This is a genomic window from Neopusillimonas aromaticivorans, assembly GCF_030344915.1.
Taxonomy (GTDB): domain Bacteria; phylum Pseudomonadota; class Gammaproteobacteria; order Burkholderiales; family Burkholderiaceae_B; genus Neopusillimonas; species Neopusillimonas aromaticivorans.
This window is the reverse complement of record NZ_CP128233.1, coordinates 3075809-3096760: the sequence shown is the minus strand read 5'-3', so window position 1 is coordinate 3096760 and position 20952 is coordinate 3075809. Positions and strand designations below refer to the sequence as shown.

The 20952-nt window shown below is 55.7% G+C and carries 26 protein-coding genes and 4 pseudogenes; 19 read left to right on the top strand and 11 right to left on the bottom strand.

Annotated features, from left to right (window positions below; translation table 11 throughout):
* The first annotated feature begins 20 nt into the window (after positions 1 to 20).
* Both pbpG and N7E01_RS17210 read left to right on the top strand, forming a co-directional pair.
* Positions 21 to 863 carry a D-alanyl-D-alanine endopeptidase gene (pbpG, locus tag N7E01_RS17215; RefSeq protein WP_289173761.1) on the top strand — a complete coding sequence of 281 codons (843 nt, stop codon included), beginning with the start codon at positions 21 to 23 and terminating at the stop codon, positions 861 to 863.
* Between the two features lie 3 nt (positions 864 to 866).
* Complete coding sequence (locus N7E01_RS17210; RefSeq protein ID WP_289173760.1) at positions 867 to 1649, top strand: NRDE family protein; 783 nt, start codon at positions 867 to 869, stop codon at positions 1647 to 1649.
* Positions 1650 to 1681: 32 nt separating this feature from the next.
* On the opposite strand, the gene ypfH is transcribed toward N7E01_RS17210, so the two are convergent.
* Complete coding sequence (ypfH, locus tag N7E01_RS17205; protein WP_289173759.1) at positions 1682 to 2428, bottom strand: esterase; 747 nt, start codon at positions 2426 to 2428, stop codon at positions 1682 to 1684.
* Positions 2429 to 2663: 235 nt separating this feature from the next.
* On the opposite strand from ypfH, the gene N7E01_RS17200 reads away from it, so the two are divergent.
* From N7E01_RS17200 to N7E01_RS17190, 3 genes are all read left to right on the top strand, one after another.
* Positions 2664 to 3125, top strand: a complete 462-nt coding sequence (locus N7E01_RS17200) for a GatB/YqeY domain-containing protein (protein ID WP_289173758.1) — start codon at positions 2664 to 2666, stop codon at positions 3123 to 3125.
* Between the two features lie 13 nt (positions 3126 to 3138).
* The gene (locus N7E01_RS17195) at positions 3139 to 3543 is read left to right on the top strand and encodes a PaaI family thioesterase (protein ID WP_434089590.1); all 405 of its coding nucleotides are present in this window, start codon (positions 3139 to 3141) and stop codon (positions 3541 to 3543) included.
* Between the two features lie 116 nt (positions 3544 to 3659).
* Positions 3660 to 4589, top strand: coding sequence for a chemotaxis protein (locus tag N7E01_RS17190; RefSeq protein ID WP_289173756.1), 930 nt, complete (start codon positions 3660 to 3662; stop codon positions 4587 to 4589).
* 180 nt (positions 4590 to 4769) lie between these two features.
* Here N7E01_RS17190 and N7E01_RS17185 read toward each other — a convergent pair whose 3' ends face one another.
* Positions 4770 to 5849 carry an alkene reductase gene (locus N7E01_RS17185; RefSeq protein WP_289173755.1) on the bottom strand — a complete coding sequence of 360 codons (1080 nt, stop codon included), beginning with the start codon at positions 5847 to 5849 and terminating at the stop codon, positions 4770 to 4772.
* Between the two features lie 164 nt (positions 5850 to 6013).
* On the opposite strand from N7E01_RS17185, the gene N7E01_RS17180 reads away from it, so the two are divergent.
* From N7E01_RS17180 to N7E01_RS17160, 5 genes are all read left to right on the top strand, one after another.
* The gene (locus N7E01_RS17180) at positions 6014 to 6667 is read left to right on the top strand and encodes a potassium channel family protein (RefSeq protein ID WP_289173754.1); all 654 of its coding nucleotides are present in this window, start codon (positions 6014 to 6016) and stop codon (positions 6665 to 6667) included.
* A gap of 2 nt (positions 6668 to 6669) precedes the next feature.
* A complete protein-coding gene (locus tag N7E01_RS17175; protein ID WP_289173753.1) occupies positions 6670 to 8037 on the top strand; it encodes a TrkH family potassium uptake protein in 1368 nt (455 codons plus the stop codon).
* Between the two features lie 135 nt (positions 8038 to 8172).
* Complete coding sequence (locus tag N7E01_RS17170) at positions 8173 to 9222, top strand: EAL domain-containing protein (RefSeq protein ID WP_289173752.1); 1050 nt, start codon at positions 8173 to 8175, stop codon at positions 9220 to 9222.
* Positions 9219 to 9746 (top strand): PhnD/SsuA/transferrin family substrate-binding protein, encoded by a 528-nt coding sequence (locus tag N7E01_RS17165; protein WP_289173751.1) that lies wholly within the window; start codon positions 9219 to 9221, stop codon positions 9744 to 9746. Before N7E01_RS17170 ends, N7E01_RS17165 begins: the two co-directional genes overlap by 4 nt.
* 5 nt (positions 9747 to 9751) lie before the next feature.
* Positions 9752 to 10360 (top strand): ABC transporter ATP-binding protein, encoded by a 609-nt coding sequence (locus N7E01_RS17160; protein WP_289173750.1) that lies wholly within the window; start codon positions 9752 to 9754, stop codon positions 10358 to 10360.
* Positions 10361 to 10696: 336 nt separating this feature from the next.
* On the opposite strand, the gene N7E01_RS17155 is transcribed toward N7E01_RS17160, so the two are convergent.
* The 6 genes from N7E01_RS17155 to vapB all read right to left on the bottom strand — a co-directional run bounded on the left by N7E01_RS17155 (position 10697) and on the right by vapB (position 13844).
* The gene (locus tag N7E01_RS17155; protein ID WP_289173749.1) at positions 10697 to 10903 is read right to left on the bottom strand and encodes a hypothetical protein; all 207 of its coding nucleotides are present in this window, start codon (positions 10901 to 10903) and stop codon (positions 10697 to 10699) included.
* A gap of 4 nt (positions 10904 to 10907) precedes the next feature.
* Complete coding sequence (locus N7E01_RS17150; RefSeq protein WP_289173748.1) at positions 10908 to 12050, bottom strand: hypothetical protein; 1143 nt, start codon at positions 12048 to 12050, stop codon at positions 10908 to 10910.
* The gene (locus tag N7E01_RS17145; protein ID WP_289173747.1) at positions 12047 to 12430 is read right to left on the bottom strand and encodes a hypothetical protein; all 384 of its coding nucleotides are present in this window, start codon (positions 12428 to 12430) and stop codon (positions 12047 to 12049) included. Before N7E01_RS17145 ends, N7E01_RS17150 begins: the two co-directional genes overlap by 4 nt.
* Before the next feature lie 83 nt (positions 12431 to 12513).
* Positions 12514 to 12912, bottom strand: a complete 399-nt coding sequence (locus N7E01_RS17140) for a hypothetical protein (protein WP_289173746.1) — start codon at positions 12910 to 12912, stop codon at positions 12514 to 12516.
* A 291-nt stretch (positions 12913 to 13203) separates the two neighbouring features.
* Positions 13204 to 13614, bottom strand: coding sequence for a type II toxin-antitoxin system tRNA(fMet)-specific endonuclease VapC (gene vapC / locus N7E01_RS17135; RefSeq protein WP_289173745.1), 411 nt, complete (start codon positions 13612 to 13614; stop codon positions 13204 to 13206).
* The gene (vapB, locus tag N7E01_RS17130) at positions 13614 to 13844 is read right to left on the bottom strand and encodes a type II toxin-antitoxin system VapB family antitoxin (RefSeq protein ID WP_289173744.1); all 231 of its coding nucleotides are present in this window, start codon (positions 13842 to 13844) and stop codon (positions 13614 to 13616) included. The genes vapC and vapB overlap by 1 nt, the downstream gene beginning before the upstream one ends.
* A 164-nt stretch (positions 13845 to 14008) precedes the next feature.
* On the opposite strand from vapB, the gene N7E01_RS17125 reads away from it, so the two are divergent.
* From N7E01_RS17125 to N7E01_RS17110, 5 genes and pseudogenes are all read left to right on the top strand, one after another.
* Positions 14009 to 14443 (top strand): LexA family protein, encoded by a 435-nt coding sequence (locus N7E01_RS17125; RefSeq protein ID WP_289173743.1) that lies wholly within the window; start codon positions 14009 to 14011, stop codon positions 14441 to 14443.
* Positions 14404 to 15020 (top strand): annotated as a pseudogene (locus N7E01_RS19150) (Y-family DNA polymerase). The gene N7E01_RS17125 and the pseudogene N7E01_RS19150 overlap by 40 nt, the downstream one beginning before the upstream one ends.
* Positions 15021 to 15085: 65 nt before the next feature.
* Positions 15086 to 15715 (top strand): DinB/UmuC family translesion DNA polymerase, encoded by a 630-nt coding sequence (locus tag N7E01_RS19145; RefSeq protein WP_350494890.1) that lies wholly within the window; start codon positions 15086 to 15088, stop codon positions 15713 to 15715.
* 19 nt (positions 15716 to 15734) lie between these two features.
* The gene (locus tag N7E01_RS17115) at positions 15735 to 15944 is read left to right on the top strand and encodes a type II toxin-antitoxin system RelE/ParE family toxin (RefSeq protein ID WP_434089534.1); all 210 of its coding nucleotides are present in this window, start codon (positions 15735 to 15737) and stop codon (positions 15942 to 15944) included.
* A 60-nt stretch (positions 15945 to 16004) separates the two neighbouring features.
* Positions 16005 to 16229, top strand: coding sequence for an addiction module antidote protein (locus N7E01_RS17110; protein ID WP_289173742.1), 225 nt, complete (start codon positions 16005 to 16007; stop codon positions 16227 to 16229).
* Between the two features lie 321 nt (positions 16230 to 16550).
* On the opposite strand, the gene N7E01_RS17105 is transcribed toward N7E01_RS17110, so the two are convergent.
* From N7E01_RS17105 to N7E01_RS17095, 3 genes and pseudogenes are all read right to left on the bottom strand, one after another.
* Complete coding sequence (locus N7E01_RS17105) at positions 16551 to 16985, bottom strand: HipA N-terminal domain-containing protein (RefSeq protein ID WP_289175851.1); 435 nt, start codon at positions 16983 to 16985, stop codon at positions 16551 to 16553.
* Positions 16969 to 17322 carry a helix-turn-helix domain-containing protein gene (locus N7E01_RS17100; RefSeq protein ID WP_289173741.1) on the bottom strand — a complete coding sequence of 118 codons (354 nt, stop codon included), beginning with the start codon at positions 17320 to 17322 and terminating at the stop codon, positions 16969 to 16971. Before N7E01_RS17100 ends, N7E01_RS17105 begins: the two co-directional genes overlap by 17 nt.
* A gap of 369 nt (positions 17323 to 17691) precedes the next feature.
* Positions 17692 to 17790, bottom strand: a pseudogene (locus N7E01_RS17095) (type 1 glutamine amidotransferase domain-containing protein); the annotation flags it as partial.
* A gap of 369 nt (positions 17791 to 18159) precedes the next feature.
* Here N7E01_RS17095 and N7E01_RS17090 point away from each other — a divergent pair.
* The 4 genes and pseudogenes from N7E01_RS17090 to N7E01_RS17075 all read left to right on the top strand — a co-directional run.
* Positions 18160 to 18534: pseudogene (locus N7E01_RS17090) on the top strand (transposase); the annotation flags it as partial.
* Between the two features lie 40 nt (positions 18535 to 18574).
* Positions 18575 to 18862: an IS66 family insertion sequence element accessory protein TnpB gene (gene tnpB, locus N7E01_RS17085; RefSeq protein ID WP_289173404.1), complete on the top strand. Its 288-nt coding sequence runs from the start codon at positions 18575 to 18577 to the stop codon at positions 18860 to 18862.
* A gap of 79 nt (positions 18863 to 18941) precedes the next feature.
* Positions 18942 to 20511: pseudogene (gene tnpC / locus N7E01_RS17080) on the top strand (IS66 family transposase).
* A gap of 81 nt (positions 20512 to 20592) precedes the next feature.
* Positions 20593 to 20952: a hypothetical protein gene (locus tag N7E01_RS17075; protein WP_289173740.1), complete on the top strand. Its 360-nt coding sequence runs from the start codon at positions 20593 to 20595 to the stop codon at positions 20950 to 20952.

Here is a 20952-nt window from a genome sequence, read left to right as displayed (position 1 = left end):
CGTGAATTGCTGGAACTCACATGCTGCTGAAGTCAATTTTTCGTCGTTTTTGTGCCTTTGCCGGGGCCTGTGTGCTGGTCGCCGCTCTTGCCCCGGTGGCACACGCCGACAACATGCAATCCGAATCGGTTTTCGTACAAGATCTGTCCAGCGCCTCAGTGCTGTATGACAAAAACAGCGAAGACGTTCGCCCCATTGCCTCAATTACAAAACTCATGACCGCTCTGGTTGTTGCAGAATCGGGCTTGTCCCTGCAACAAAACTTGTCTATCAGTACAGATGACATCGACCGACTGCGCAATTCTCGCTCTCGTCTGGCGGTAGGCACCCAACTCACTCGCGCCGACATGATGCATCTGGCGTTGATGTCATCTGAAAATCGTGCAGCTCACGCCTTGGGTCGTCACTATCCGGGCGGCATGCTGGCCTTTGTACGCGCCATGAACGACAAGGCACGCGCACTGGGCATGCGCCACAGCCGTTTTGTCGATCCAACCGGGTTGTCTGCCGACAACGTTTCAACGCCCCGCGATCTGGTCAAGCTACTGCGCGCCGTCAATGAACACCCTGTCATCCAGCGCTACACCGTCAGTGACCAACACAACATCAAACTTAAAAACGGGCGTCAGCTGGTTTACAACAATACCAACCGGCTCGTTAAAAGCAATGACTGGGACATCAACATTTCAAAAACCGGTTTTATCAATGAAGCCGGTCTTTGTCTGGTCATGGTGACCCGCATCGATAACCGCGAGGTGGCCATGGTGTTCCTGAATTCACACGGGCGCTACTCGCGTATCGGTGACGCCGTGAGGGTACGCAATTACGTGGAAAAGCACCTCAACCTGGCCATGCTGAAGTAAGCCATGTGCATTGCCTACCTGGCGTGGCAATCACATCCTGACTGGCCACTGTTCATTGCCGCCAATCGCGACGAATTTCATGCCCGTCCGGCACGCCCGGCAGTCCCTTGGGAAGACCACCCCGACGTGATTGCCGGCATCGACGAAGCGGCAGGCGGTACCTGGCTGGGCGTTACGCGGCAAGGCCGGTTTGCCGTCCTGACCAATTATCGCGACCTGAATCTGTCGGGGCCATCCAACCCGGTCTCACGCGGTGAGCTGGTGAAAAATTTTCTGACCAGCCAGGACAGCGCCCTGGATTACGCTGAACAGGCTGCCGTTCAGGGCGGCATGTACGCAGGTTTCAATCTGCTGATCGGCGACAGGCAGCATGCCAGCTACGTCAGCAACCAATGGCCTGGCCCCCGGCGTGCCTGGGTACTGACGCCAGGCCGCTATGTGGTATCTAACCACTTGCTGGATACGGCCTGGCCCAAAACCGAACGCCTGCGCGAGGTGCTGAACCACTTCCCCGTCGAACATCTGGAGCGTTCGGTTAACCGGGTTTTTGAATTACTGAAAGATAATACCCAGGCACCCGACCACGAACTGCCACATACCGGTTTATCGCTGGAAAAAGAACGTCTGCTGAGCAGCCCTTTCATCGTCAGCCCCGACTACGGCACACGATGTTCAACCGTTATTGCCATCCATAAAAGCGGGCGCGCGCTGTTCAGTGAATTGACTTACGACCGTCAGGGCCAACCGGTCGAACGCCACGACTGGCCCTGGCAACTGCCAGACTGATCGCTTCAGTACAGGGTCATACCCGGTGCGTTTCAGTGCAGAGTCGTACCCGGTGGGGGTGTGGTATCAATGCCATCGTCCGGGTCGCAGGATTTTTCCTTCAAGGTGCTCATGGCTTCTTTCCAGCGGCGCATGGGTACATAGGTTTGCAACCGATGCACGGCCTGTTCGAGCAATGCCGGATGCAGTTCATGCCCAACCCCCGACGCAATATCAAGTGTGGCATCGCCACCAAGATCTGACACATGCGCATGAACCGCTTTCATGGCGTCTTGAGGCACAACCGGATCGTTGGCACCGTGCAACAGATGCATGGTGGTGTGCGGAGAAACAACTGCCGGCAAACGTGCATGGCACCCCGAAAACGCAAGCACACGACCGGCCAGGCCAGCATGCGCGAGGGTAGCCTCAAGGGCCAAAGTAGCCCCTTGCCCGAACCCGCACAGCGCCGTGGCGTCAGCATCAAGTTCAAGCTGTTTTTGTACCCACTGGATATGCGCCACCAGGCGAGGCAGAGCGCTTTCAACACGCCCGACGTAGTTGTACTCGTTAAGGCCCTGTTGCTCGAACCAGTGATGCCGGTTGACCTCAGACGCCAAAGGCCCATAAAACAACGCCAGGGCCGCCTGAGGAAAGGCTTGCAACAGCACCTTTTTCAGGCTTTCAAGCTGATCGGGGCTGGCAGCATCGTCGTGAAGCAATACGAACAAGACCTCTGCGCGCCGGTTGGCCGGCACCAGCACGACAGGATCGGGAATGGGCAAAGAAGAATCTGACATAAAAAAACAACCTGAAATACAGGCACCCATGATATACGAAGCACTCACCGGCCGGGTGTAAAGAAGAGTTAACCCTCTTTCGGGTGTTTGACGCAGGTCCCTGCGTCCCAAAATACACATAACCCATCACGATCATGCTCTAAAATGGTTGGGGAAATTTCAATGCAGATACGATCACGGTTTCTATTCATAAGCAGACCAGAAAACCGTTGTCATCACAGAATCAGGAAACACCATGAGCCAATCGCTCTCGCAACACCTCGCTGATGCCGTCAAGGCCGCCATGCGCGCCAAAGATACTGCCCGTCTGGGTACCCTGCGCTTTCTGCAGGCCGCCATCAAACAGAAAGAAGTCGATGAACGCCGCGAACTGACCGACGCCGATGTAACGGCCATCATTGAAAAACAGGTCAAGCAACGTCGCGAGTCCATCGTTGCCTTCGAAAACGCAGGTCGCACCGAAACCGCCGCCCAGGAACTCGCTGAACTTGAAGTCTTGCAAGAGTTCCTGCCGCAACAAGCCAGCCCCGAAGAACTCGATGCCGCCATTGGCAAAGCCCTTGCCGACGTTGCTGCACAGGGTGTCAGTGGCGCACCGGCCATGGGCAAGGTCATGGCCATTCTCAAGGCCGAACTGGCCGGTCGCGCCGACATGGCCGCCGTATCGGGTCTGGTCAAGCAACGCCTGATGTCCTGATGCCATGACGCAGATGTCCAAAGAAAGTGCCGACTACTTCGGTCTGAACATTCCGTTCATGCAGTATATCGGTCTGGTACCCCTTGATTTTTCCCCGCAGCTGACCCGCACACGCCTGCCCTGGCGGGCTGATCTGACCAACAGCCGGGGCGATGTGCACGGCGGCACACTCATGAGCGCGCTTGACCTGACGCTCAGTGCAGCCGCACGCGCGAACGATACATCAACCACCATGGCGACCATTGACATGACATCGCACTTTCTGGCCCCGGCCCGTGGTACCGTCATTTTTGAAGCCACCTGCCTGCGCATGGGCAAATCCATCGCTTTTTGCGAGGGGCGGGCCTTGGGCGAAGACGGTGAACTCCTGGTCAAGGCCACGGCCACCTTCAAGGTTATCCGGCCCAAAGCCGCCTGATGGCATCAACGACAACGTTGAAATAACGATGCCGCTGTCAAAATACCCCTTTTCCGCGTTAAAACACCCTTTCCGCGTTTACGCACCCTTTCAATTTTTTTACGAGTCCACGCACCATGAGCCATTCCGATTATTTTGACCGGGTTAACGAGACGACCAATCTGGCTGGCTCCAACAAGCTGGAACTCCTTATCTTCGAACTGTTCGACGACGATACCAAAACCTATAACAGCTATGGCATCAACGTCTTCAAAGTACGCGAAGTCATGGAAACCCCTGCGCTGACGCAACTGCCCAACTCGCAGGGCACCGGCATGGTGGGCATGCTGCGGCTGCGTGGCAGCATCATTCCCATGATCGACCTGCCATTTTTCATGGGCCTCGAACAAAAAGACCGGCGTGATTGCCTGATCATTACTGAATACAACAACCATGTGCAAGGCTTTCTGGTTGACCGCATCGATGACATCGTTCGCCTTGACTGGGATCTGGTCAAACCGGCGCCCGCCGCCATGGGCGGTAACCTGGTCACCGCCGTGGCCGAAGTGGGTGAGCGTCTGGTCATGATTGTCGACGTCGAAGCGATCTTGTCGCGCATCAACCCCACCGAACACGACTCGGAACTGAACGAAGTCAACAAACTCGAGACTGAAAAGTCACACTTGGTCTATTTTGCCGAAGACTCGAAAACGGCCCAGGGCCTGATCATGTCCACACTTGAGAAAATGGGGGTTGCATACCGTTCGGCAGAGAACGGGCGCGATGCCTACAATGCGCTGCTTGCCATGGCTGAAGAACATGGCAAAGACCTGAAAAACCACCTCACGGTGATCCTGACTGATCTGGAAATGCCCGAGATGGATGGCTTCACCCTGGTCAAGCTCATCAAAGAAGACCGACGTTTCGATGGTATTCCGGTATTCATCCAAAGCTCGCTGTCGGGCGACTCGAATCGTGAACTGGGCAAAAAAGTGGGCGCCGATGGCTACATTGACAAATTCAACCCGGTCAAACTGGCCGCCACCATTGGCGCCTACATGAAGTAGTCATCACCCGGCCGGGTAATGACATTCCCGTCTGAAATAACGGGCGAATAAAATGGCGCTACCCGCAAGAATGGGATAGCGCCATTAACTTTCAGCGATTGGCTATACGATGTGCACTGCCGGGGGTCGACGATCAGTCAGCACGCCGAGGCATTCAAGCCATAGCCATAGCCCTTGCCATCAGCCCTCAGTCGCTTCGCAATCAACCGGCGACAATGACGGGTAATCGGTGTAACCCTGGGCACCCTGGCCATAATACGTCGTGGGGTCGGGTTCATTGAACCCATGACCACCCTTCAAACGCGCCACCAGGTCGGGGTTCGCAATGAACAACCGGCCAAACGCCACGGCATCACCATCGCCGCGATCGATGACTTTTTGTGCGGTTTCAAGCGTGTAGTCACCATTGATAATGACGGGGCCACCAAACAGTTGCTTCATTTTGGGTGCCAGGGCCTCGGGACCTTCAGGTTCACGTACGAACATGAACGCCAGGTTACGTTTGCCTAATTGTTCGGCCACATACGAAAACAACGCGGCGGGGTCGCTGTCGTGCATCGAATGAATGCCCACACGCGGTGACAGGTGTACGCCTACCCGGCCCGATGACCAGATCGCACAGCAGGCATCCACCACTTCCAGCAAAAAGCGGGCACGGTTTTCTATTGAACCGCCGTACTGGTCGGTGCGCTGGTTGGAACCGTCGTGCAGGAACTGATCGATAAGGAAACCGTTGGCGGCATGAACCTCGACGCCATCAAAACCGGCCTCTTTGGCATTGCGCGCGGCCTGTGCAAAATCTTGAACAATGTCTGCGACCTCAGAGGTCTGGAGCGCGCGTGGCACCACGTAATCACGTTTGGGCCGCAGCAATGCAACCTGCCCCTGCGGTGCAATGGCGCTGGGCGCCACCGGAATTTCGCCATTCAACAGTTCAGGGTCGGAAATCCGGCCGACATGCCACAGTTGCAGAACAATTTTTCCACCGCGCTTGTGTACGGCTTCGGTGACCCGCTTCCAGCCTTCGATATGCTCTTTAGTCCAGATGCCGGCAGTGCCCGGGTAGCCTACACCTTGCGCCGTAATCGATGTGGCTTCGGTAAGAATCAGGCCAGCATCGGCACGCTGGCAGTAATACAAACGCACCAGATCATCGGGGGTACGATTTTCGCCGGCACGCGTACGCGTCAGCGGCGACATGATGATGCGGTTGCTTAACGAAAGATTGCCGAACTGAACCGGCTCAAACAAATTGACCATGAAATAGACCTTGATGCAGGTTAACCCTAATCTTTTAAAAATAACACATTCGAGGCTTAACCTGCAGACCTTTCACACAACCATCACTCTGCGCAAATCATGTGCGATTGAAGAACACTCGCCGAACCGCCTAAAATGGCGACCTGATTCAACAGGAGCGCAACATGGCGCAATTTGCCGTCATTGGTCTGGGTCGTTTTGGCTCGGCCGCCTCGCTGGAGCTCGTCAAGCTCGGGCATTCCGTACTTGGCGTCGACACCAACGAAAAGCTTGTCAATAAATACGCCGACCAGCTCACGCAGGCCGTGATTGCCGACGTCACCGATCGGCGCGCTATCGAAGAACTGGGTCTGGACCACTACGACGTCGTTCTGGTAGGCATTGGCGCCGAACTCGAAGCCAGTCTGCTCTGTGTGGTGCACCTTAAAAGTGCCGGCGTCAAGAAAATCTGGGTGAAAGCCACTTCGCGTGCCCATCACACCATCTTGAACAAACTCGGCGTCGACCGCATCATTCACCCCGAAGAAGAAATGGGCATACGGGTCGCGCAAGCCCTGAGCTACCCCATGGTGAACGATTACATTTCACTGGGTAACGGCCAGTTCGTCGTCGAAATCGATGTCGGTGCACGCCTGGAAGGCACCACCATCCAGCAGTTTCTGGTTGAAAGCCAGGAAGACATTCATATCCTTGTCGTCAAGCGCAAGGCCGACATGTACTTCCACCCCGCTGACGCCTTTGAATTGCATGCCAAAGACATTCTGGTTCTGGCCGGCCAGCTTGACGCCCTGAAAACCATCGCCCCGATGCTGTCATAACCATGCGCAACTGGGACCCGCGCCAAAGCCTGCGTCATTACCATCATGTCAAGCGCACCGGGCGCCTGAATGCCTCGCCACCGGCTGTACTGGCGGCAGGTTTCATCACACTGATTCTGGTTGGTGCGCTGTTACTATGGATGCCCTTTTCCAACCAGCAGGGTATCAGCCCGTTAACCGCACTGTTTTCGGCAGCCTCGGCCGTCACCATTACCGGCTTGTCCACGGTAGACATCAGCAGCACCTACACCCCGTTAGGCCAGGCCATTTTGCTGGTGCTGGTACAGATCGGCGGGCTGGGTTTCATTACCTTTTCGATTGTTACGGCGCTGGCCCTGGGCAAACGCATCAGTCTCAAACATCAAGCGCTGGCGCAAGCCGCATTCAACCAGACCAGCATCGCCACAGTACGCCAGACCGCGCGCACCACCATCAAGATCACCTTGACCATCGAGGCCATCGCCATCGGCATTTTCACCGTATGGTGGTGGCGGGAAACCGACTTTTACACCGCCCTGGGCCGGGGCATTTTCCATGGCATCATGGCGTTCAATAATGCCGGAATGTCACTCACCAGTACCCATCTGACCAATTATGTCGACGATCCGGTACTGGTCATCGGCACCACCCTATTGGTCATTATTGGTGGCATCGGGTTTACCGTGCTCAATGATATTCGTCAGAAGAAGGCCTGGAAAACGCTGGCGCCCTATACAAAAATCGTTTTGCTGGGTACTGCAGCCCTGAACCTGACAGGGTTTGCCCTGATCTGGCTGCTGGAATATGACAACCCGAATACACTAGAGCCGCTGAGCCTGTCGGGTCAGGCGCTGGCCGCCTGGCTGCAAAACGTAAGCACACGGACAGCAGGCTTCAACAGTGTCGATATCGCCGGCCTTGAAGACAGCACCACACTGGTCATGATGCTGTACATGTTCATTGGCGGCGGGTCGCTGAGCCTGGCCAGCGGCATCAAGATCGGTACGTTCATTGTGCTGATGGCAGCAGCATGGTCGTATATCTTTCAGCGCCCGCAGGTCACCCTGCTCAAGCGCGCCATTTCGGCCGATACGGTACAAAAATCCCTGGCCTTGCTGCTGATCATGGCGACGCTGATCTTTTGCGGCACCCTGATCATGACCCTCTTTGAACCGGCACCCTTCATCAGCATTCTGTTCGAGGTCGTGTCGGCCATCACGACCACCGGGTTAAGCCGCGACCTGACCCCTACCCTGTCAGCCCCCAGCCAGTTCCTGGTGATTTTTCTGATGTTCGTGGGTCGTCTGGGGCCGTTAACCCTCATTTACAGCTTGAGCACGCAACATAAAGGCCTGGTACGTTACCCGGAAACCACCTTCCAGGTTGGCTGAGCACCACAACGCGACCGTGCACTGACGTGGTACGCCACTGACACCGCGTCATCACAGAAGCAGTGCGTCACAATCATGTCATGTTGGCATGAAAGAATCCGGTACACGTAAATCTGCATACCCGGATATCTGACTTTGACGCGGCTCAAATCCTCTGTTTCGCCTGGATTCATCCAGGCTGCGATTGTTCTGATGGGGCTGTTCATCGTCGCATTCATATGGCTGCTTGACCACCAGCAACATCGTGCGGCCCGTACTGAAGCGCTTGAGTCCAAGTCGGCCGAACACCTGAACCTTGCCACGATCATCGCCGAACATCTCAACCAATTGGCGGATCGCTCCAAGGCCGTCAGCCAGGTGTTTCTGGCCGAGAACATCGCCTTGGCCAGCGAACAAAACAACCTGTCGCGGGCCCTGGCCAAAGACCCTATTTTCAAGCGCCTGAGCCTGTATACCCCGCAAGGTCGATGGATTTACAACAGCCATGACACCTTGCCCGCCATTCTGCCCGAACACTGGCTGGAGCAGGTGCGTCATCAGGTGGCACGCCATGGTTTTCGCCCCTTTCTGCCCACAGGTGACAGCAGCGGCCCCAATGCCGTAGCCCCAAAGTGGCACATGCCGATTCTGCTGCCTGTACCAGGGACAAAGGATAAAGACCAGCTCTCGCACATCATGCTGATCGAGCTGGAAATCACGGAAACCGCCATTCTGGACCGCGAGCAACTGGCCATCCAGCACCTTGAAAAACTCAAGAAGGCGGGTCTGGAAATCAGCCTGGATGACTTTGGACTGGGCTATGCCGGCTTTGCGCACTTGTACTCACTGCCCATCAGCAAACTGAAAATCGATCGCGGTCTGATTGCCCAACTGTCCAATGTCCACGACGACAGCCCGATTGTGTCGTCAACCATCGCCCTGGCCAAGCGCCTGTCGCTGCAGGTGGTCGCCGAAGGCGTGGAAACGCGGGAGCAACTGGTTTACCTGAAAACTTCAGGGTGTGATTTCGGTCAGGGCTATCACTTCAGCCGCCCTGTTGCAGCCGACAAGATTCCTGAATTCCTGGAAACGTTCAATGCCATGCAACCGGCTACGGCCCTGTCGGACGCCGCCACGCTCATGGCTGCAACACCACCCGCCAGCACCCGTAAACCAGAACCCAAACCCGCTACCGAGCCCGCATGATGCTTCGCCTGTTGCTGTTGTTACTCCTGTTGACGGGTGTCCCCGGACTGGCTCTGGCTGAGCCACTTGACGCGCCCGCAATGGCGGTGGCTGAACCCGTTTGCCGCCAGGACGATCTGCGCATTGCCGTAATTCCGAAGAAAAGTATGGAAGTTCTGGTTGAGGAGTATCGGCCATTGCTCAAACACCTGAGCAAAGGCCTGAACCTGCCGGTTGAATTTGTGCGTGCCGATGATTTTGTCCGACAAGAAAAAATGGCCCCGGATGCGTTGCGCGTTTTATGGCGGTCAGAAGCCATTCACTACGACCCGTTTGTGTTCGGCCCGACGGTGTGTGCCGAACACAAGGCTAAAATCAAACGCCTGATGCTTGAAGACCAGGTGCCCCTGAGTGCGTATTTCCATTCGCAGCAGGCGACCGGCCTTGTCTCCGCAGACCATAGCGACTACGCGCCCCTGAACACGGTCATGGGGGGCCAGAGCGCTCGCCAAGCCCGAAATGATTCGCGAGCCAGCTTACAATAATGGTCATGTTACGCATCGAAAACCTCCAAAAAAGCTACCGAAGCCACCCCGTTTTCCGTGGGTTGACGCTTGATCTGGGGCCGGGTTGCTACGCCTTGTGCGATGAAGAAAGCACCGGCAAATCAACCCTGCTGAATATTGTCGCAGGGCGGCTTGCGCCTGACGGCGGCGATGTCTTCATCAACGGGCATTCCATCACGCGGCAACATAAGCAGGTCAACGCACTGCGCGCCTGGGTTCCCGCCGACTGCCTGAGCGAACCTGTACTGACCGGCCAGGAACTGTTGCAACGTACCGCCGCCGAAAAAGGGGTTGACATCGGTCCTGACGTCTTCGAGTGGATACGTCAGCTCGACCTTGAACCCCACCTGGAAAAACAGTTTGAACAAATGTCGACCGGGATGCGCCGCAAGGTTTACCTTGCCGCCGCTGCCATCGGAGACCCCGCCGTCATTCTTGCCGACGGCCCGAGCGATGGGCTGGACGCCGGCGCCTGCCGCGCACTGGCTGCAAAGTTCAAGGCCTGGGGGAAAAACCGGGTCGTTTTATTTGCCACGTTTGACCCGGAACTGGTTCAGGCCAGCGGTGCAAAAATACTGTCGCTGCAGGGCTGAAACGCGGAAAATGGGTGCAGTCTGTCTTTGGCACCGAAATGATGACGGGCTGGGGGAGAGTCGGGCCACAGGGCCGCCCTTTATAGTTTCGGCGGTGGTGATATCACCACATTTGCCTGAATTTTCCTGATCTGCCGCAAGCCAGATAGCCGGCGTGGGTATTCACGCCTGACTACTTGAGGTCTTTGGGCCAATTTGCAAACGCCGACGGGTTGGAAACCGGCAGCGTCATCAGCACATACTCGATCTTTGAGCCATCACCTGTGTTTCGCGGGAACTCGCCGACCAGGTGCGTGCCATTATGCAGCTGGAATGTCTTGACGCCATCTTCATCTGTCAGAATGCTGACAACACCATTTGGCCCCCCGAAAACGTACCTTCTATCACGTGGCTGTCGAACAGTTTTGAAAACGACACCTTCAAACGGGCTTTGGCATGCATGGTGGAATACGCACCCACATTCCAGAACGTAAAGGTATACGTCTCTACCACCTTTATTTTGCCGTAGGTGCTGGTCAGTGCCCCCGACGCCGTCACCTGCACCGGATCAACCCCGCAAGCGCGTCACCGGATACCGGTTGATTGTTAGGTGCCACCGCTTGCGGCAGCTTTCCTGACGGATTCTCGATCTCATTCTTGGCGAAGGGTCCTGGGTTTGATACGCCATATTCAGGGCCTCATCGCTGATTTTTCCGGCTTTGTAGTCTTTTTTGACTCGCTCCCAGTCCTTCCGCTTCGACCACGCCTCTTTTTCAGCGCGCTCGAATTTTTCCTGATCTTCAGCTGAGCGGCGACGAATATTCCCTGTGTTGCTATCGACATATTCATCAAACTCAAGATCACGAACGTTTCCTTTATCGTCCATGTACTGCTGAGGGATCAACCATGGTTTTTTCAGAGTTTTGCGCTTCAACTGTTCAAAACGTATATCATCCTCGCGCTTGTCAATGACAGGTTTGATACTTTCTTCCCACACCTCGTTGCCAGCCCAGGAACCGACGATTGAGCCGCCGGGCACAACTGAACCTGCCATCGCCCCTGCCCCTTCGGCAGCTTTTTTGGTACCGCCTCGCACGAAGGCGCCTGTCGCACCGGTGGTGTCACCTTCGGCAAGATAGCCTGCACTTTCAGCAGCTATCGAAACGATATCGATCATCTCGAGCAAGCTCCCCAACCTTGACAGAATAGTCCCTGCCTTTTTGGAACTGTCCAGGCTGTCTTGCGCACGGCTGATTTTGCTGTCATACGGTTGGCTGGCCTTGTCCAGATTCTGGCCGGTTTTGATCTTGGCCTTGCTGCCTTCTACTTTTGGTTTCAGCTTTTCCGTGAACTTTATGACATTGGGGTCGTTCGCCTTGTTTTCCACAGCTTCATTAATTATTTCTTCCATCATTTGGGAACGTAACTCTGCCAGCTTCTGAAGTTCGTTGATTGAGGCGCCGACCGGAGCATAGGTCACACTCTCGCCGACTTTCAATAAACCCTCTTCAAGAGAACTGAGGCTGCTGCCCTGGCTGGCATTGCCCGACTGCGCCGAGACCCAAATGGGTGCCCTGTTTTCGGCATCGGTGCGGGTTAGCGGAATGACACTGAAACTACCGGGTGGCGGCATAACGGCCTTCGTCTGGGCCCAGACCGGTGCGGCGATACCCAGTGACAAACCAAAAGCAGCAAGGAAGCGAGCGTTCATTGGGCATCCCTCGTGATAAAACCGGAAAAGCTGTAAAACCCGAAGTCGATGATTTCCATGCGGGTATCATCGCCGCGCAGGGTTAATACGGCATACATGTCGGGATTCCGCCAGGAGGTAAAAAGCGACACGGCGGTATTACCATTTTCTATGTACACAACCGGCTCCAGAGTCGCCCATAGCGCGGTATCAATCGCCTTGAATGCGGCGGCCGGAATATCCGGAGGCAGTATGTTGCCCAAGGTGCCGCGCTGGCCTGCGACGATGAGCTCATTCCACGCAAAGCGCGTGGCCCGTGATTTGGCGTTGTTTCCAAACAATGGCAGCACGTTGACCTGGTGCTCACCCCACTGCAGCGCAGCACCCAGAATCATGGCCATGGCACCCTCTTGGCCAATGTCAGCAAACGGGTTGTTTGTTTCACCCGCCTCAAAACGGGCAATCGCCTTCGTGGTGGCGGCATTCAGCACCCCACCGCTTCGGGTGCATAGCGTTTTTCATTCATCCAGGCCAAGCCTGTCGGGAACGGTGCCTTGGCACCACGCGCCACACTGCCCATGGTCATGCCCAGGTCAACAAGACGAAACCGTTTATCTGTGGGACTGCGTGACCAGCCCGTTAAAAGGACAATGTCAGCCCAGGGGTGTTGAAAGGCGACGGTTTCAACGTCGTAGTCACCGGCGACGAAGTTGATAAGGCTGTGTCGGAAAAAGACAGACCAGTCATCGGCCCCGGCATCGTCGGCCCACAGCAACTCGCCCAGTTCTGCGAACTTGAGATTGGCGTCAGGTGTGGAAGCGCTACGCAGGGCAGCCAGGAAGTTTTTGACGCCAGCGACCTGAAGGATTCGGCTTCTGCCCAAAGTTCGATAGACAGCTTTGCATCCTGGGCTTGCCCGACACGCGGAATGATGCACAACCACAACGCAAGAATAAAAAACAGGGGCCGGCAGACAACAGCGAAAGAGTTCATGGCAAACATCCGATTTTGATGTATCAAGCCAATTGTTACATACTATTGCGATCACAGGTTCGTGTCGTTCATGACGGACAGGCGCACCCAACAGGCCGTTATCAAAACGCCTCGCGCTCTTGGCTCTTAGATGAACGCTGTTTCAGTCAACAGATTGCTGGAATGGTGATGGACAACACGTTCATCCCGCCTGGGCAACCCAATCTTCAATTCTTAAACCGGGTACCCGGTCGAACTCGCGGCGGTTGTTAGTCACCACAATAAGCCCGTTCGATCGGGCATGGCCTGCGATCATTTGGTCATAGGGACCAATCTGCTGGCCAACACGGGCAAGCTCTGCGCGAAGCTGACCGGTATGTGCGGCCGCTTGCGCATCATAGTTGAGTACGTCAAGGCGCGCAGCGAAAGCTTCAACGTCTGCCAGATTACGCTCGGGATTCGAAGATTTCTCGGCACCATAGATGAGTTCCATCAGCGTTACCGTGCTGATGCACATTTGGCCAGAGTGCCGCTTGAACGCTTCCCGAACTTCTTGCGGCCGATTCTTGATGGTGAAAATGCAGATATTGGTGTCGAGCATGAATTTGAGCATTAAAACGCCTCGCGCTCTTGGGCATCCGGCTGCTCGCGCTGTGCCATGAAATCAGGCGTTACACCCACGGCGTCGAACCAGCTATCCCATGATTCACCGGCCGGTGTGATGATTCGGGTTCGGCCCAGCGCCACCACGTCAACCCGTTTGACATCGTCAGGCAGCGCGACGGCTTTGGGCAGCCTGATGGCCTGACTGCGATTGCTTTGAAAAACAGCACCTTGTTCCATGGCCTACCTTCTGAAAATGACAATACAGGTTTCATCTTATGACCGGAAACGGGATATGTCAATGGGATATACAATCAAAAGAGCCCGGATATTTGTTCACTGAGTCTTCCTTGTTGCCATCTTTCACCCCAAGCTAATATACTGTTTTTATTTACAGTATATTTATGTTTGAACCCGTCCCCATCCGCCATCTGCCTGTTCCGGTCTGGAATATTCCCGGCACCGTGCAATGCGGCTTTCCAAGCCCTGCCCAAGACCATGCCCAAAAACGGCTCGACCTGAACGATCTGCTCGTCAAACAACCCGATGCCACGTTTTTCATGCGGGTTCGAGGCGACTCCATGCGTGATGCCGGCATCCTCGACGGCGATTACGTCATCGTTGACCGCTCGGTCACGCCGGCGCATGGCCGTATCGTGGTTGCCGTCATTGATGGCGAATACACCGTCAAACGGCTCTACAAACGCAAAGGGGTCGTGCGGCTTGACTGCGCCAACCCCACCTTTGCCCACATCGAACTGAAAGACGGCCAAGAGCTGTATATCTGGGGAGTCGTGACATGGACGTTCCGACCACACACCACCAACGCATCGCCCTGATCGACGGCAACAGCTTTTATTGCTCGTGCGAACGGGTCATGCGGCCCGGCCTCGAGGGCAAGCCTTTGGTCGTGCTCAGCAACAACGACGGCTGCGCCATCGCACGCACACAAGAAGCCAAAAATCTGGGCATCACAATGGGGGCCCCTGGTTCAAGATACGTCATCTGGCCGATACCCACGGGCTGGTGGCCCTGTCCGCCAACTTCGCACTGTACGGCGACATGAGCCACCGCATGATGAACATCATCGGGCAGTTTTCACCCCGGCAAGAAATTTATTCCATTGACGAGTCTTTTCTTGACCTGACCGGTGTGCCGGGGTCGGGCCGGGACATCGGTACCGCCATTCGTACCCGCATCCGGCAATGGATCGGCATCCCCACGTGCGTGGGTATTGGCCCCACCAAAACCCTGGCCAAACTGGCGAACCACCTGGCCAAGAAAATACCGCGTCTGCAAGGCGTTTGTGACCTGGCCCAAGTCGACGACACCCGACGCTTGCGCGCCTTGGCGCATGTACCGATTGAAGACGTCTGGGGCGTCGGCCGCCGTCTGGCCCCCAACTGCGTGAACTAGGCATTGCCACTGCGGCCGATCTGGCGTGCGCAGACACCCGAGTCATTCGCGACAAGTTTTCCGTGGTGCTGGCAAAAACAGCTGAAGAACTGGCGGGCTTGCCCCGGCTGGGCTGGGAAGAATTTCCTGCCGAAAAACAGCAAATCATGTGCTCGCGCAGTTTTGGGCACCCCGTGCAGCACGTCAACGACCTGTTCGAGGCCCTAAGCGTATTCACCGCCCGGGCCGCCGAACGGTTACGGGCACAAGAAAGTGCCACAGGGGCCGTCTACGTATTTGCCCGCACCAGCTTCTTTCGCAACGACCCGCCCTATTCCGGCAGCATTGTAGTGCCCCTTGCCAGAACAACCGATGACACCCGGGCCATGCTGGATGCCGTTCGCCAAGGGTTGAAACGCATCTTCCGGCCGGGCTTCAACTATGCCAAAGCCGGGGTCTGTTTGCTGGATATTGAACCCCTGAACCGCGCCAACCGACAACTGTCATTGTTCGAGCCCTTGCCCGAGGCCAAAGCAGGAAATAACGCTTCAAAAATCATGCAAAGCATCGATGGCATTAACCAGCGTTACGGCAAGTCAACCCTTGTGCCGGCCAGTACCTTGCATGACCATGACACCGCATGGGCCATGAAACAAGAGCGCAAGACCCCGGCGTACACGACAGACTGGAGTCAGATCGTGGAAATCAGACGGTAACTGATGGTGTAAGACCCTATTGGCGGAAGGATTGCCGGGCGATGTTGAACCGGTTGGTAACGGGGTTAGTGAGTTACGAATTCATTACGGCCCAGGTTATCGCGTTTACTTCCAACGACGAGGCAATCTTCTGGTTGTACTGCTATGCGGCGGTGACAAAAACACCCAAGCCCGAGATATTGCGACCGCAAAAAGGCTCGCCAACGAATGGAACGAAAAAAATGACTGAAAAACTGACAACTTATGATCCTGCAAAGGCCTTGGTCGATGATGAGGAAATTGCTTTTTTATGGCTGATGCTTTTGAAACAGGCGATGCCGCTTATATTGCCAAGGCACTTGGTGTGGTTGCTCGTGCCAAAGGAATGGCAGAAATCGCTCAAAAAACAGGGCTTTCCCGTGAGCAGCTTTATCGATCATTCAGTGAACGTGGAAATCCGACGCTGAAAACCACACTGGCCGTGATGCGGGCGCTTGGCATTGAAATGACGGCCAGGCCCCATGCTACCCATTGAGAACACAGACGCATCGCCCGAGAGTTATCCCCACAAACTGTGAATAACTCTCGGGAAAACCTTATGAAAAGTCATGTAACCGCAAGCGCCGCAATGGTTTTCATACAGTTGGGTTCGCACTGCACAATGACCTGAAAATGTTCACAACAGCAGCCCCACCCCATGGGCAAGGCGTTCTGTCATGAAATCACGTAACTCAGGGGTAAGAACTCAAATGCCACAGACGCATGGCTTTGAACGCGTTTAATCAACTGATCCAGATGGTGCTCGGTATGCGCAAAACACATGCCCGAGGCCGTTGCCCAACGCTGAACAGCAAACTCAAGAAGCGGAATATCGATAGCATCTGACGGCAAGACAGGCTTGACCAGCCAATACCTTTCCTGATCCTGAACAGTCGCTTTGGGACGCGCCCCACCTGTCAGCATTACTGGCATGCAGCAGGTACATGCTCATGTGAGCCTGCCGGGATAATCCGTGCTCGCGCTGAAGCAATGTTTGCCCCCACGAGTCAGGGCAAGCATCGCGCAATACATCATGCAGGCCGCCGTAGCGTGTCGCTTCAATTGGCGTCACCCCTAATGGCAAATTCACCGGGTCAATGCTCCACGGCAAACCGGCATCAAGATAACTGGGCGCATAACGAAAACGGCCCGTACCAGTGACTGCGTCACGGCCATACCGGCCTACAGTGACCCATTCACCGTTATCAGGGCGCTGTAAATAGATATAAAGACCATCAGAAGTAGTCATCATCGCCACCCAAACCGCTGACTCGCGCGTTGGGACTGCCATCGAACCAGGCCGCCGAAGGCATGGGCACGACAGCATCCATTAACCCGAGCGCGTTCAACGCTGCAAGATAAGTGCCTGCAGCAACAGAAGGATCACCCGACTCGAGGCGACGCAGCGTGCTTTCCGAAATATCAATGCGCAGACAAAAATCTACAGCTTTGATCTTCTGACGCACCCGCTGCACACGCACGCAACGCCCCCAAACGGCAAGCCTGGCGTTAATATTTGGATGCAGGAAGGGTTCTGAAACAAGTTTTTTCGGCATAAAACTTTTCATAGATAACGTATTATGAACCATAAAACATTATCTATGAACGAAATTAGTCAACTTCGAAGATTGGGACCATAACAAACCTGAAGGTTGCGTTACGCCCGTCACACCACCTGCGCTGACTGGTGCACGTAGTTGCTCTGTGTGTATGACTGATAGAAATCATGCCGCCTTTAAAATGTCTAACCTGTTCCGGTGTGCTGCTGGCCGCGCTTGGTCTTGAAATGACGGCCAGGCCCCATGCTACCCATTAAGAACACAGACGCATCGCCCGAGAGTTATCCCCACAAACTGTGAATAACTCTCGGGAAAACCTCATGAAAAGTCATGTAACCACAAGCGCCACAATAGTTTTCATACAGTTGGGTCCGCACTGCACAATCAAGCCAGCAGCTTCAGCACGGCCTGGGCGCCCGGGTCTTCCTTGAAACGGCGAGTGGCATCGGTCTGCGCCGACGGATCGTCGCTTTTTAGATCAAGCGGTGGTTGCCCACCCAGGGAGAGTTTTTAATGCTGAAATTTACCGCCTGGCGGGGGAGCATGGCCCCGGTTATGACCCGCTGCCTGAGCCCAAAGCCTATTGCTTTCAAAGCCGGCACGCAAGTCTTTCTTTTGGTGCCGAACGGGTGGCGCGGCACTATGCGCTGCACCCCAACACGCCCAGACTTGATGGTCTGAATGGCACCTGCCCACGCTTGATTCAAGCAGAATTAACGGTCAATCGTAAGCGTTCAGCCAACCCCATCTTGAATCCGCTGACGCTGTGTTAGAGCATACGTGTCCATTTATTTTTCCATGGACACGTATGCACCAAGATACTAATGGTCGGCGTCGGCGCCGCAAACACTCCCTGCGTACAAGGCCGAACTGGTCCAGCAGTGCTTAAGCAGCGGTGCCTCGCTGGCCGCTATCGCACTTGATCACGGTTTGAATGCAAACCTTTTACGTCGATGGGTCATTGAGCATGAACGTTTGGGGCTGCATACCCTTGACGATGCACCCACAGACCCGGTGCCTGTGCCAGCACCTGCGGGGGCATTGCCTGAGTTTATTGCTTTGGGGCCGCCAACGTCGACCTCGTTGCTGATGCCCGCCTCAGCGCATCGTCACGAACGTGCCCCAACGGCTGATGCTACCGTGCGGGTCGAGCTGAGCGCAACGCGGATGAACATTACACTGCATTGGCCGTCTTCGAACAGCCAGGCACTGGCGCACGTGCTGCGGGAATTGATGGCATGATCCGTATCGACCAGGTCTGGATGGCCGTTGAGCCCTGGATATGCGGGCCGGTGCCGATACGGCCCTGGCACGGGTTGTGCGGGTCTTTGGCGCTGCGCATCCGCATCATGCGTATGTGTTTGCCAACAAACGGGCCAATCGCATGAAGGTATTGGTTCATGACGGCATCGGCGTCTGGTTGGTGGCACGGCGTCTGAATCAAGGCCATTTCATGTGGTCAAATGACGGCCATGGCAGCGTATCACTCACTCACGAGCAGCTCGATGCCCTGGTGCTGGGCTTGCCTTGGCAGCGTATCGGTGAGGCTGGCATTATCCGTCTGGTTTAACCCTAAAAGATCGTCATTCTGCAATCGGGGACGTTGCCAATAGCCGGCGCACAGGCGCTGTGTAACACTACGCCTCATGATGACGAACACGCCCGATGACCTTGACCAGCTAGACGCGCACCAGTTGCGCGAACTGGCGCGTCAGCTCATGCTGGCCAATGCGCGCAAAGATCAAGACATCACGTTCAAAGCGGCGCGTATCACGGCGTTGTCTCACGAGATTGCCATCTTGCGCCGGCACAAGTTCGGCCAGAAAAGCGAGCAATTGGGCGGTGAACAGGCGTTGTTGTTCGATGAGGCCGTGGGCGAAGACCTTGAGGCCATCGAGCGCGAACTTAATAAACTTAAAACCCGCCTGCTGCGGGTGAACCGCGCGATAAACCGCGCCGTGCGGCCTTGCCGCCCGAGTTGCCCCGCACCACCATCCACCATGAACCGGCGTCCACAACCTGCGATTGTGGCTGCCAGCTCAAGCGTATTCGTGAAGACGTCAGCGAGAAGCTGGACTACACCCCAGGCACCTTCAGCGTTGAGCGTCATGTGCGTGGGGTCTGGGCGTGTACACACTGCCAGTCAATGACGCAGGCTTCGATGCCCGCGTACATCATCGACAAAGGCATCGCCGCCGTGGGGTTGCTGGCCCAGATCCTGATCGCCAAATATGCCGATCATTTACCCCTGTATCGCCAGGAAGCGATCTTCAAGCGCGACGGCATGCACATCCCGCGCTCGAGCATGGCCCAATGGGTCGGGCAATGCGGTCATGAACTGCAACCACTGGTCGACGCCCTGCGTCGGTGTATCTTGCAACACCGTATCCTCCATGCCGACGAAACCCCGGTGCGCATGCTCAAGCCCGGTAGCGGCAAGACCCATAAGGCCTATTTCTGGACCTATGCACCGGGCAAGTTCGAGTCCTTGAAGGCCGTCATCTACGACTTCAATGAGGGTCGAGCAGGTCTCTATGCCCGCGAGTTCCTGGGGGATTGGCAAGGTCAGCTGGTCGTTGATGACTACTCGGGCTACAACGCCTTGTTCCGCCAGGGGTGACCGAGCTTGGTTGTATGGCCCACGCGCGCCGTAAATACTTCGACCTGCACAAGAACAACCAGAGCCCTGTGGGTCAACGGGCTCTGGAATTGATTGGCGAACTTTACGCGATCGAGCGCGAGGTAGCGACCCTGTCTCCCGCCCAACGCCTGGCGCTACGACAAGAAAAAGCCAAGCCCCTGGCCGATGCCCTGCACACCTGGATGTTGGTCCAACGCCAGCGGGTATTGAATGGTACCGGCACGGCCAAGGCACTGGATTACAGCCTGAAACGCTGGGCGGCACTGACCCGCTATCTGGACGATCCGTTCGTCCCAATCGACAACAATCATATCGAGCAACAGATCAGACCCGTGGCCGTTGGAAGATCCAACTGGCTCTTTGCAGGCTCATTGCGTGCCGGTAAACGCGCGGCCGCGATTATGAGTCTGATTCAATCGGCCAAGCTCAATGGACTGAACCCGCATGCCTATCTGAAGGATGTGCTCACGCGTCTGCCGACACACCCAAACAGCCGGATCGACGAGCTGCTACCCCACAACTGGGTGGCACCTGAGACTAACGGCGTCGACGCCGTTTCTGAAAAAATTTGCGCTTGAGGTAGGGAGGGGAATGTAGTTCCCCAGACGCTTACGGTCAATCGCCCCGTAATTTTCAATAAAGACGATGCCTTTGTTGAGATGGAAGATTTAATTGAAAAAATCGGCGAAAAGAACGTCCAGACCATTGCCCTTAGCCATGCCCAGTGGTTCTACAACACCAACCTTTGGGATAGCGAGTTCGGACACACCTATCCCACTATGCACGCCCTTCTCGATCATCGGCCCGAACTTCTGAAAACCCTTTATGTGCAGGTTTATCCGCTGTTGGACGACCTAAGGGTCATTAACCTGCTGCGTACCTTAGGATTTGATGGCGCCATTTACGCGGGGACCGGTGCATTTCCTGACGAGCCCGAGTATCGTGTGTTTGATGCCGCCCAAGCACAGATTCTGCAAATCAAGGCGTTGATGCCAGGGCACCTGTTAGCGCCGATGTAA